Consider the following 11,601-nt stretch of genomic DNA (forward strand, 5'->3'; position numbering starts at 1 on the left):
CCGGCCGGTCGTCACGTCACACCTCGTCGTCGTCCTCAGGCTCTTCCTCGGCGTCCGCCAGCGCCCACTTCAGCTGGAACTCGACCTCTTCCTCATCCTCCGACCGCTCGTGCTCCACGCTGATCCGAGCATTCTTCGGCACCGTGAACCGCTCCCCGGCCACCTGGATCCGGAACGGCTTCCCCGCCTCCAGCGCATCCGCCAACCGCCGCAACTTCGCCGCGAAATCAGCAACCGAGTAGTCCTTCTCAACATCTCTCTCACTCATCCCCCCATCCAACCAACTCAGGGGGTTCGTCGCAGCCTCAGAGGCGGCCGGCTTTTTTGAGGGCTAGGTAGGTGTCGGCGAGGGCGGGGGCGATTTGGTCGGGGGATTCGTCTACTACGGTGACGCCGGCTCGGGTGAGGGTGGCGGTGAGGCGGTCACGGTCGAGGCGGGTTCGGGCGGCTGAGGCGGCGTTGTAGACCTCGATGAGGTCTTGGCGGGTGGCTTCGAGTTCGGTGAGGCGGGGGTCGGCCACGGAGGCGAGGACTACGACGTGGCGGCGGAGCAGGGGAGCTATGACGGGGAGGAGGGACTCCTCGATGACGGCTGGGTCCAGGCCGGTGAGGAGGACTACTAGGGAGCGCTGGCCGAGGCGTTCGAGGACCTGGGAGACGACTACGCGGAAGTCGGTTTGGACCAGTTCGGCTTCTACGTTGGCCAGAGCGTTGACGAAGGAGGGCAGGACGTCTTCGGGGGCCGGACGGCGGACGTCGGCGCGGACGGCGGAGTCGCAGGCCAGGAGGGAGACGCGGTCGCCGGCTCGGGTGGCGAGGGCGGCCAGGAGGAGGGCGGCGTCCATGGCGTGGTCCAGGCGCGGGGCGTCGCCGACGCGGCCGGCGGACATGCGGCCGGAGTCGATGACGATGGCGACCTGTCGGTCCCGTTCGGGGCGCCAGGTGCGCAGTACTACGTTGCCGCGGCGGGCTGTGGCTCGCCAGTCGATGCTGCGGACGTCGTCGCCGGGCACGTAGTCCCGCAGCGAGTCGAACTCGGTGCCCTGGCCGCGTACGAGCAGCGCAGTCCGGCCGTCGAGCTCGCGCAGTCGGGCCAGCCGGGACGGTAGGTGTTTGCGGCTGTTGAACGGCGGCAGCGCCCGGACAGTCCAGTCGACGCGATGCGAACCCTGCCGACCGGCGAAACCGAGCGGACCGATCGACCGAACCGTCACCCGATCCGCATGCCGGTCGCCACGTCGGGTGGGGACCAGATGCGTCGTCAGCCGGCGACGCTCGCCATGCGGCAGGTCCAGCCGGTGCGGCGGGTCCTGTACGCCGGCGGACGGCGTCCAGGCGTCTCGCAGCAGGCCCTTCACGCGCCGACCCGGGTTCGCGACCAGCAACTGCACAACGGCCTGCTGACCAAGCCGTACTGCGGTGTCACCCTCACGGCTCAACTGCAACCGCCGCGGCGAGCCGGCCAGCAAGATGTCGACCAGACAGACCAGGGCGACCACAGCGATCACCAGACCGATGCCGGCCCAGCTCGGCAGTACCAGAGCGACAAAGAGCACGCCGGCACCTGCCAGCGCCGCTGCCCTGCCCGTGAGAACCATCAGCGTGGCACTGGCACGGTCGCCAGGACGCTCTCCAGCACGGCGTCCGAGCTGACACCCTCCAGCTCAGCCTCCGGGCGCACCTGCACCCGGTGCCGCAGACAGGGCCGCGCCATCGCCTTCACATCGTCCGGAATCACGTAGTCCCGACCGGACAGCCACGCCCAGGCCCGCGACACCGCCAGCAGCGCGGTAGCGCCACGCGGTGACACACCGAGCTGCAGCGACGGCGACTGCCGCGTCGCGCGGCACACGTCCACGATGTACGCCAGTACGTCGTCCCGCACGGCAACCCGGCGTACGGCGCTCTGAGCGGCCAGCAGATGCTCCGGACCGGCCACCGGTCGCAGACCGGCCGCTTCCAGGTCGCGTGGGTCGAAGCCCTGCGCGTGCCGAGCCAGGACGGAGATCTCGGCGTCCCGCGGCGGGATGTCGAGGGTCACCTTGAGCAGGAAGCGGTCGAGCTGCGCCTCCGGCAGCGGGTACGTGCCTTCGTACTCGATCGGGTTCTGCGTCGCGGCCACGACGAACGGCACCGGTAGCTTGCGCGACTCGCCGTCGACGGTGACCTGCCGCTCCTCCATCGCCTCCAGCAGCGAGGACTGCGTCTTCGGCGGCGTCCGGTTGATCTCGTCGGCCAGCATGATGTTCGTGAAGACCGGCCCGGGCCGGAACTCGAACTCACTGGTCTTCGCGTCGTAGACGAGCGACCCGGTCACGTCACCGGGCATCAGGTCCGGGGTGAACTGCACGCGCTTGGTCTCCAGCCGCATCGCCGTCGACAGCGCCCGCACCATCAGAGTCTTCGCCGTCCCCGGCACGCCTTCGAGGAGTACGTGCCCGCGGCAGAGCAGCGCCAGCACCAGCGCGGTGACCGCGGTCTCCTGACCGACGACTGCCTTGCCGATCTCGGTGCGCAGGGCCACCAATGCCTGCCTCGCCTCTTCGGCGGTGATCTCGGTAGTGGTGGTCACGGGTGTCGTACCTCCTGCGTCAGTACGTCGAGTTGATCGGACAAGTTCAAGAGCGACACGTCGTCCAGCGGCGGCATGCCGTAGAGGACCTCGTGCACCAGTAGCGGATCCCAGCCCGTGCGCGCCGCGATAGTCGCGACCACTGCACTCGGCTCCGCGCGCCGGGGGATTCCGTGGGCCTTCTGCAGCTGGCCGAGCGCGGACTCGCGCAGCGCGGCCGCAGCGCGGTCTCTGGCTCGAGAACGCCGGTAGAGCCGCGCACGGCCCTCAGTCGTCTCGGCGGCGTGCACGATCACCGGCAGTCGCTCCACCACGACCGGACCGAGCCGGCGGCCCCGCCAGAGCGCAACGACCAGCGCAGCAAAGCCCAGCGCCCAGCCGATGTAGCGGACGGACGGCGGCACCAGCGGCGGCCCGGAGTCGTCGGTCTCGGAGTCACCGGCCTCGTACTGCGGCAGGTACCAGGTGAGGTCTTTGTCGGTGCCGATCAGGTTGAGCGCCAGCGCGGCGTTGCCGTCGTCCGCCAGCTCGGCGTTGGTGAACGTCCGCGACGTCCCGACCACGTCGACGATGCGACCGTCCGTCTCGAGACGGACGACAGTGTTGTTGACTCCGTCGCCGTAACAGGCCGTTGCGGACGACGGTGCGGAGTACGTGGCTCCGCCGACCTCCGCCGTACCGGCCTTCACTGCGGCAGGTAGATCGCAGCCGGGCTGGCGGCTGCTGTAGTTGAGGTTCTGCGCACTGTCGCGTACGCCGGGCGCCAGGATCTCCAGGGCGCGACTGCCGGGCCGAATGAGGATCAGATGGCTCCAGCGGGCGTCAGCGATCCGCCGCAGGTCGTCGCGGTCCAGCTGGCCGTTCGGACCGATCAGGAGCGTTTTGCCCGTGCCTGACTCGACTGCGTCCGCCAGGTACTCCGTACCGGTGACGTCGACGCTGTGCTTCTTCAACAGGTTCGACAGCGCACGGGCGCCGTTCGGCTCGGTGGAGTCCGGGCTGAAGGGCCCTGACGTCGGTGCGATGCTCGCGATCATCACCACGATCGACACCAGCACGATGACGCCGGTGATGAGCAGCGGCTTGCGGAGCACGCGCCAACTCTCCGCGGCGGTGCGGCCGACCGGAGTACTGGTACTCACGCGACCACCGTGATCCGGGCCTGGCGAGCGGCGTCGTCCGCGGCGACGGTCGCGGCGTACCGCGTCGACGTCCCCGGACGGTTGCCGTAGACAACTTCGGTGAACGCCAGCGCGGCCGGCTGCAGCACATCGCGCAGAGCCGGCGCCGAACGCCCGGCGTCCGCTACGACCTCGTACGCCGTCCGACCCGCTCGGTCGTCCAGGATCGTCCGCTCGGTCAGCTCAGCGACGCAGGCGCGGAACCGGCTGCGGACGGCCGCCGTGTAGTCGCCCGACGCGGCCTCCTGCTCAGCCTGGGCGCGGTACTCGGCCGCACTCCGCGGCTTCGAGGTATCGAACACGGACTGCGTCCGGCTGCTGCGCTCGCTGGTGCGTAGCACTCCCGCACGCCACAGCACGACGATGACGACCAGGACGATCAGCCCGAGCAGCAGGAGCAGGCCGACGTAACTGTCCTGGGTGGAGCCGGTCAGACCGCTGAGCAGGTCGCCGATCCAGGTCAGCACCTTGTCGATGGCCCGCTCGATCAGCGAGCCGCCCGACTCCCGGTACGCCGACTTGGACAGCTCTTCGGCCGCCTCACGGGCCGCCTGCTCACGGTCGATGTCGATCGGTGGTTCGGTGAAGATCACTGGGCGCCTCCGGAGCGCAGACCGGGCCGCATCCACAGGTCCAGGCCCTCGCGTCGCACCCGCAGGTCCAGATAGAGGAGCGCTTGCACCGCGGACATGAAGGCCAGACTGGCGATCAGAGTCAGAACTGTCGCGAGACCCGCCGCAGCGGCGACGACAATGCCGATCACGACCGCACCGGTGCTCTCACTGGAGTCGGCCCACGACCCGACCGTCACGACCAGAGTGGTGACTCCGAACTGCAGGGCGTAGCTGACGATGTTCACCACCAGGCCGGCGAAGAGCAGGACGCCGACCACGCGCCAGAACTTGCCTCGGACAAGCTGCCACGAGCGGCGCAAGGCTCCCCAGACGCCCACCCGCACCGGAATGTAGAGGCCGATGTCCGGAGCGTGCCGCCCTTCCATCAGCACCACGGTGCCGGCCAGCACCAGCCGAATGCCGAAGATCAGCACCAACACCGCGCCCAACAGCATCAGTGCGATAGCGACGCCGCCCGCGACCGCTCCGGAGATCGCGGACTCCGCACCGGCGCCGACACCGAAGACCAGCAGCCCCCAGCCGCCGATCAGCACGAGGAACGACAAGGACTGCATCAGACCGACAGCGGCGAGCGACGGCAGCGCTCGGCGGATCAGCCGGAGCAGCTCGCGCGCATCGACCCGCTGCGCCAGCTGACTGCGCACCGCCGCCAGAGCGATGATCCCGGCCAGCATGCTCGACACAACGGTGAAGAGGACGAGCTGGACGCCGTACGTGAGCAGAAGCGCCCCACCGGCCTGCTCGAAGGGGTCCTCCGCGCCGAAGAAGCCGCTGATGCCGCCTGGTACGGCGACCTCGGTCAGCACGGCCTGGACCGCCACCAGTGAGATCCCGGCCAGCACCGGCAGGCCCAGCATGATGGCCTTGTTGTCGGAGATCGTCCGGGCCGCGTTGTCGAGCAGGTCCGCGGGCAGCCACGGCCGCAGCGGCTCAGCAGCGCTGTCCTCGTGCAGTCTGATGTCGCTCAACCGCGCCCCTCCCTCCACTGATATCCCACCCCGGTTTGTTAAGGACTCGGGCCGTGCACCATGATCACAGCCCAAACCGGGGGTCATTCGGCGATCCGGCGTGTGCACTACCCGGGGAATGGGACACTATCCGTAGTGCGCCCGTACGGCAGGCACCGGGCGGACGGACGATCGGACGGCAAGGAGCAGCGCGTGGCAGATGGTAACCGGACGATGCGGGGCCGCATTCTCATCGTCGACGACGACACCGCGTTGTCGGAGATGCTCAGCATCGTGCTGCGCAACGAGGGCTACGACACCTATCTGTGCGCGACCGGTGACAAAGCGGTACCGGCGTTCCGGGAGTTCAAGCCCGACCTGCTGCTGCTCGACCTGATGCTGCCCGGGATGGACGGGATCGACGTCTGCCGGGCGATCCGGGCCGAGTCCGGCGTCCCGATCGTGATGCTGACCGCGAAGAGCGACACCGTCGACGTGGTGCTCGGGCTGGAGTCCGGCGCCGACGACTACGTCGTCAAGCCGTTCAAGCCCAAGGAGCTGGTGGCCCGGATCCGCGCCCGGCTGCGCCGGATGGACGAGCCCGGTCCGGAGTCGCTGACCATCGGCGACCTGACGATCGACGTGGCCGGCCACTCGGTGAAGCGGGCCGGCGAGACGATCCAGCTGACGCCGCTGGAGTTCGACCTGCTGGTCTGCCTGGCCTCCAAGCCCTGGCAGGTGTTCACCCGCGAGGTGCTGCTGGAGCAGGTCTGGGGTTACCGGCACGCCGCCGACACCCGGCTGGTCAACGTGCACGTCCAGCGGCTGCGCTCCAAGATCGAGAAGGACCCTGAGCACCCGGAGATCGTCGTCACGGTCCGCGGTGTCGGTTACAAGGCGGGTGCGGACTGATCGAGTACGGACGCGACCAAGAGTCGCAGGCTGGCGCCGATCCCGTCGTACCGGCGGGAGCGGTGCAGCCGGCCGCGCCCGAGCAGGAGGCGGCCGAGCCGCGCGGCACAGAGGTCGAGCTGACAGCCGCCGCGGCTGATTGGCATGCCTACCCGCAGCCGCTGTGGCGCACGCACCCGAAGTACTGGCCGGACATCTGGCGCCGGTCGATCCAGGCCCGGATCGTCACCGGGACGCTGCTGATGTCGACCGTCGTCCTCATCCTGGTCGGCTGGGTGATGATGAGCCAGGTGACCGACGGCGTCCTGGAGTCCCGTCGGGAGAGCGCGCAGGCCGAGGCGGCCGCGCAGCTGGCCTCGCTGTCCGCCACGATCAACGCCGCCGATCAGAACAAGGTCAACCAGCAGCTGTCCCAGCTGGTCCTCGGTACCAACCGTCCGGGTCTGTACGACGTTCTGCTGGTGCCGATCGGCAACGCCGGCTCGAATGCGATCCGCTACACCGGCCAGGTCGACACCGACTCGATCCCGCAGGTGCTGGCGTCGTCCGTCAACACCAACGACGCCCCGCTGCTGTTCGACACCTACACGCTGATCAACTACCGCGAGGACAAGGCCAGCGTGCCGGGGCTCGTCATCGGCTCCCAGCTCCGGATCACCAGCACCGGCGACAAGTACGGCGTCTACTTCCTCTTCCCGCTCACCGCGCAGCAGGAGACGCTGGACGTCGTACAGCGCGCTCTGGTCACCGCAGGGCTGCTGCTGGTCGTTCTGCTCGGCGCAGTGGCCTGGCTGGTGACCCGACAGGTCGTCACACCGGTGCGAATGGCCCGGCGGATCGCGGAGCGGCTGGCCGCCGGCAAGCTGGAAGAGCGGATGCAGGTTCGCGGTACTGACGACCTTGCCCGGCTCGCAGTGTCGTTCAACAAGATGGCCAGCAACCTGCAGCGCCAGATCCGGCGGCTGGAGGAGCTGTCCCGGCTGCAGCGCCGGTTCGTTTCCGACGTGTCGCACGAGCTGCGGACGCCGCTGACCACAGTCCGGATGGCCGCTGACCTACTGCACGAGAGCCGTGACCAGTTCGACCCGATGAGCCGCCGGTCGGTAGAGCTCCTGCAGAACGAGCTGAACCGTTTCGAGGAGCTGCTGGCCGATCTGCTCGAGATCAGCAGGTTCGACGCCGGCGCCGCCGCTCTGGACCTGGAGGACGTCGACCTGCGCGACATCGTCAGCCGGGTACTGGAGAACCACGAGACGCTGATCGAGCGCAAGGGCTGCGAGGTGCAGCTCGATATGCCGGAGCCGTGCCGCGCCCAGGTCGACGCGCGCCGGATCGAGCGCATCCTGCGCAACCTGGTCGGTAACGCGATCGAGCACAGTGAAGGGATGCCGATCCGGATCAGCACGGCGTACGACGACGACGCGGCGGCCGTCGCGGTGCGCGACCACGGGGTCGGGTTCCGCGCCGAGGAGGCCGAGATGGTGTTCAGCCGGTTCTGGCGGGCAGATCCGGCCCGTGCGCGGACGACCGGCGGGACGGGGCTCGGGCTGTCGATCGCGCTCGAGGACGCCCGACTGCACGGTGGCCGGCTCGACGCGTGGGGCTCCCCGGGGGACGGCGCGTACTTCCGGCTGACGCTGCCGCGTCGTCCGGACGTCGCTCTGTCCGGTTCGCCGCTGCCGGCGCGCCCGACCGATGCCAGCCGAGTCATCACCGAGAAGTCGCTGGTGGACGTCGGTGCGCCGTACCAAAAGCTGACAGGTGGTGAGGAGCTGTGAAGCTGAGGCCGCTGGTCGCAGCGCTGGCTGCGGTGATGCTGCTGGTGACGGGCTGCGCCACAGTGCCGACCAAGGGGCAGCTGCGCAGCGGTAACCGCGAGGGGCTGGCCGACGACCAGGGCGGCGTCGGCGTCGAGGCCAAGCCGCCGCGCGAGGGCTCCGACCCGGTCGCGATCATGGCCGGCTTCCTGGAAGCCATGTCGGACTCCAACCAGTTCGACACCGCCCGGGAGTACATGACGCCCGAAGCCGCGGCGAACTGGCAGCCGGAGAAGCAGACGATCGTCTACGAGCAGAGCCCGGACTCGCTGACCCAGAAGCCGGGCGGCTTCCAGCTGTCCGCGACGCAGATCGCCACCATCGACGACCGGGGCGAGTGGCTGCCGTCGCGGGCCGGGACCAAGAAGGACTTCTTCTTCGGCATCGCCAAGGTGAACGGCCAGAACCGCATCACCACCGCCCCGCCGGGGGTGCTCCTCGCCAACAACCAGGCGTCGCTGAAGCTGCTGTCCTACGACCTGTACTTCTTCGCCCGGGACCGCAAGACCCTCGTGCCGGATCCGGTCTATCTGCCGCGGAACCCGTCCAACGGCCAGGCCGCGACGCAGCTGGTCCAGGAGCTGTTGAAGGGCCCGACGAAGCGGCTCGGCAACGGCGTCGTCTCGATGGCACCGCCCGGGACGGCGATCCAGGTGTCCGTACCGGTCGACCTGGGGACGGCGACGGTCACGCTCAACGACGCGGCCGGTCAGCTGCGCGACACCGACCGCCGGGCGCTCGCGGCGCAGATCGTGTGGACGCTCAACCAGCTCAGCCTGCGGGTGCAGATCACCGTGAACGGCGCGCCGCTGCTGCCGGAGTCGCCGGAGGTGCTGCCGATCTCGTTGTTCACCGAGTTCGACCCGGCGCCCTCCACCGGTCAGATGGCCAACCTGTACGGCCTGCAGGGCGGCAAGGTGCAGCGGATCGAGGGCCTCGACGACGGCGCCGAGAACGCCGCCCGCCCGCTGACGACCAGCCCGCTGTACCAGTACAACGCGGAGTCCTTCGCGGTCAGCCTCCGCGCGGACTCCGGCGCGATCGTCACCACGATCGGCGGGGAGCGGGTGGTCGCGTACGCGAAACTCGCCCCGGAGGAGAACGCCAAGAGCGAGCCGGCCAAGCCGATCGAGACCCAGGGCAAGGTGCTGCGGCCCAGCTACGACTTCGCCGACAACCTCTGGATCCTGGACCGCGCCGACACCGCCGAGCCGCGGCTCCGCGTCCGGACCAAGGACGGCGCCGTCCAGCGGGTGGAGGCCGACTTCCGCGGCCAGCGTCCGCAGGCGATCCGGATGGCGCCGGACGGCGTCCGCGTGCTGCTGGTGACGAAATCGGTCAAGTCCGGGCAGAACTCCGTCCAGACCGCCTCCATCCAGACCGACGACGACGGCAAGAAGCTCAAACTCGCCCAGCTCCGCAACCTCGAGGTCCCGCTCACCGCGATCACCGACGCCGCCTGGTCGAAGAAGGGCATCCTGGTCGCCGGCATCGCCGTCGGCAACAACAGCAGCGCCCCCTGGCTGGTCAACCCCGACGGCTCCAGCCTCCAGCTCCTCCCCGGCGCCACCGCCGAGTTCCCCATCAAGACCATCGCCTCCAACCCCAACGTCGACACCCTCCCCGTCTTCGGCGACACCGACAACCACATCCACTGGCAGTCCCGGGACCTCACCTGGACCTCCCCCAACGACACCACCCGCGAAATCACCCCCACCTACCCCGGCTGAAGGTTTCCGGAAGAAGGCCGTCCGGAACGCCGCGTGAGTTATCCACAGGTGGGGGGTTTGTGGTTGCGGGGTGGGGGGTGGGTGGGGAGGGTTGGGGGGTGCGGGGGTGGGATGCGGTGGTGGATCTGGTGGTGGGTGGGGTTTGTGCGGGGTGTGGGCGGGCTGGGGTTGGGGTGTGTGGAGGGTGCCGGGGGGAGTTGGCGGGGGCGCGGTGGTTTCGGGTTGGGGTGGAGGGGCGGGCTCGGGGGTTGGCGCCGGTGGTGGCGGGGGTGGTCTACGGGGATCCCGTCAGCGGGGTTGTGGTGGCTCACAAGGAGCGCGGGCGGTATGGGCTGGCCCGGGTGTTGGGTGCGGTGCTGGCTGGGGCTGTGCTGGGGGTTCTGGGGGAGCGGGCGGGGGTTTGGGTGGTGCCGGTGCCTTCGCGGGCGGCGACCGTCCGGCGGCGGGGGCACGATCCGTTGCGACGGGTCGCGCGGGTGGCGGCGCGGGAGTTGCGGCGGCGCGGAGTGGCGGCTCGGGTGGCGCCGGCGTTGCGGGTGGTACGGCGGGTGCGGGACCAGGCGGAGCTGTCGGCCGAGGCCCGGATGGCCAACCTGGACGGGGCTTTCGCGGTCCGTTCGCGCTGGGCTGAAACGCTGACGGATCAACCGATCGTGGTGGTCGACGATGTGCTGACGACCGGTTCCACGCTCAGCGAGGCGTGCCGGGCGCTGGAATCGCGGGGAATTCCGGTGCTCGGATGTGCCGTGGTGGCCGCGACCCGGCGCCGGCTGCCGTCTGGTTCATGAGAACTTCCCTACCGGTTTTCGCCGAAGCCGACTAGCGTTGGCCTATGACACCCGCACGGGCTTGTCGGGCAGTGATGTGGAGCAGGACCGGATCAGCCGGATTCCTTTCCACGGGCTCCGACCGGCCGGGCCGCGGGTGTCTGTCGTTTCGGGCGCCCCGTGTCCAATTACCGGCATCAAGGAGTTGATGGTCCGAGCTTTCGGGGGACCGGAGACGTAACAAGAAGTCGCCGATCGATGGAGGTTTCCGTGGACGTCGTTGTCAAGGGTCATCACTGCGAGGTCAGTGACCGCTTCCGGCAGTACGTCGAGGAAAAACTCGAGCGAATCGAGAAGGTCGATCACCGGGTACTGCGGTGCGAGGTGGAAGTCAGCCAGGAGAAGAACCCGCGACAGCACGATCGTGCGATGCGTGTCGAGCTCACCATGTACACCAAGGGTCCGGTGGTCCGCGCGGAGGCGTGCGGCGAGACCAAGCAGGCGGCGTTCGACGTCTGCCTGGACCGGCTCCGCGCCCAGGTCCGCAAGGCGGCCGACCGCCGCCGGGTGCACCGCGGCGAGCGGGCGCCGGAGGGCCTGCGCCAGGTGAACGTGAAGCAGCCGCTCAACGGCACCGCCCCAGTGGAGGAACCAGTCGCCGAGGACGAGGTGGCGACGTACAAGTTCGGCTCGCTGACGGTCACGGGCGACGGCCCGCTGGTCATGCGCGAGAAGACGCACACCGCCAAGCCGATGTCCCTGGACCAGGCTCTGTACGAGCTGGAGCTGGTCGGGCACGACTTCTACCTGTTCGTCGATGCCGATGACAACCAGCCCAGCGTCGTCTACCGGCGCCGCGGCTACGACTACGGCGTGATCCGCCTGGCCGTCTGAGGCAAAGAAGCGGGGGGGGGGGGGGGGGCCCCCCCCCCCCCCCCCCCCCCCCTTGCAGGCCTCCGCCCACCCTTCCCCTCCCAACAACGGCGGCCCGCGGGAACCCCCCCCCAAAACCCCCATTTTCCTCTTTCCCGCCCCCCACC

At 69.5% G+C, this 11,601-nt stretch carries 11 protein-coding genes; 5 read left to right on the forward strand and 6 right to left on the reverse strand.

What is annotated here, in order from left to right; translation table 11 throughout:
• Window positions 1–16: 16 nt before the first annotated feature.
• The 6 genes from ACZ6ZD_RS15920 to ACZ6ZD_RS15945 are packed head-to-tail and all read right to left on the reverse strand — an operon-like array spanning window position 17 to window position 5,356.
• On the reverse strand, window positions 17–268 hold the full coding sequence (locus ACZ6ZD_RS15920) for an amphi-Trp domain-containing protein (RefSeq protein ID WP_171678117.1): 252 nt from the start codon (window positions 266–268) through the stop codon (window positions 17–19).
• A gap of 37 nt (window positions 269–305) precedes the next feature.
• A complete protein-coding gene (locus ACZ6ZD_RS15925; RefSeq protein WP_465672508.1) occupies window positions 306–1,556 on the reverse strand; it encodes a DUF58 domain-containing protein in 1,251 nt (416 codons plus the stop codon).
• Between the two features lie 41 nt (window positions 1,557–1,597).
• The gene (locus ACZ6ZD_RS15930; RefSeq protein ID WP_465672510.1) at window positions 1,598–2,572 is read right to left on the reverse strand and encodes an AAA family ATPase; all 975 of its coding nucleotides are present in this window, start codon (window positions 2,570–2,572) and stop codon (window positions 1,598–1,600) included.
• A complete protein-coding gene (locus ACZ6ZD_RS15935) occupies window positions 2,569–3,714 on the reverse strand; it encodes a DUF4350 domain-containing protein (protein WP_465672512.1) in 1,146 nt (381 codons plus the stop codon). The genes ACZ6ZD_RS15930 and ACZ6ZD_RS15935 overlap by 4 nt, the downstream gene beginning before the upstream one ends.
• Entirely contained in the window at window positions 3,711–4,346 is a 636-nt protein-coding gene (locus tag ACZ6ZD_RS15940) for a DUF4129 domain-containing protein (protein ID WP_465672514.1), read from the reverse strand. Before ACZ6ZD_RS15940 ends, ACZ6ZD_RS15935 begins: the two co-directional genes overlap by 4 nt.
• Window positions 4,343–5,356: a hypothetical protein gene (locus ACZ6ZD_RS15945; RefSeq protein WP_465672516.1), complete on the reverse strand. Its 1,014-nt coding sequence runs from the start codon at window positions 5,354–5,356 to the stop codon at window positions 4,343–4,345. The genes ACZ6ZD_RS15940 and ACZ6ZD_RS15945 overlap by 4 nt, the downstream gene beginning before the upstream one ends.
• Window positions 5,357–5,569: 213 nt before the next feature.
• On the opposite strand from ACZ6ZD_RS15945, the gene mtrA reads away from it, so the two are divergent.
• The 5 genes from mtrA (at window position 5,570) to hpf (ending at window position 11,455) form a co-directional block, all read left to right on the forward strand.
• Window positions 5,570–6,247, forward strand: coding sequence for an MtrAB system response regulator MtrA (mtrA, locus tag ACZ6ZD_RS15950; RefSeq protein WP_141859693.1), 678 nt, complete (start codon window positions 5,570–5,572; stop codon window positions 6,245–6,247).
• A 62-nt stretch (window positions 6,248–6,309) separates the two neighbouring features.
• Entirely contained in the window at window positions 6,310–8,025 is a 1,716-nt protein-coding gene (mtrB, locus tag ACZ6ZD_RS15955) for an MtrAB system histidine kinase MtrB (protein ID WP_465672518.1), read from the forward strand.
• Window positions 8,022–9,794: an LpqB family beta-propeller domain-containing protein gene (locus ACZ6ZD_RS15960; protein ID WP_465672520.1), complete on the forward strand. Its 1,773-nt coding sequence runs from the start codon at window positions 8,022–8,024 to the stop codon at window positions 9,792–9,794. Before mtrB ends, ACZ6ZD_RS15960 begins: the two co-directional genes overlap by 4 nt.
• A 269-nt stretch (window positions 9,795–10,063) precedes the next feature.
• On the forward strand, window positions 10,064–10,582 hold the full coding sequence (locus tag ACZ6ZD_RS15965; protein ID WP_465672522.1) for a ComF family protein: 519 nt from the start codon (window positions 10,064–10,066) through the stop codon (window positions 10,580–10,582).
• A gap of 249 nt (window positions 10,583–10,831) precedes the next feature.
• On the forward strand, window positions 10,832–11,455 hold the full coding sequence (hpf, locus tag ACZ6ZD_RS15970; RefSeq protein ID WP_465672524.1) for a ribosome hibernation-promoting factor, HPF/YfiA family: 624 nt from the start codon (window positions 10,832–10,834) through the stop codon (window positions 11,453–11,455).
• Window positions 11,456–11,601 lie beyond the last annotated feature (146 nt).

This window comes from Kribbella sp. NPDC104218 (assembly GCF_055584105.1).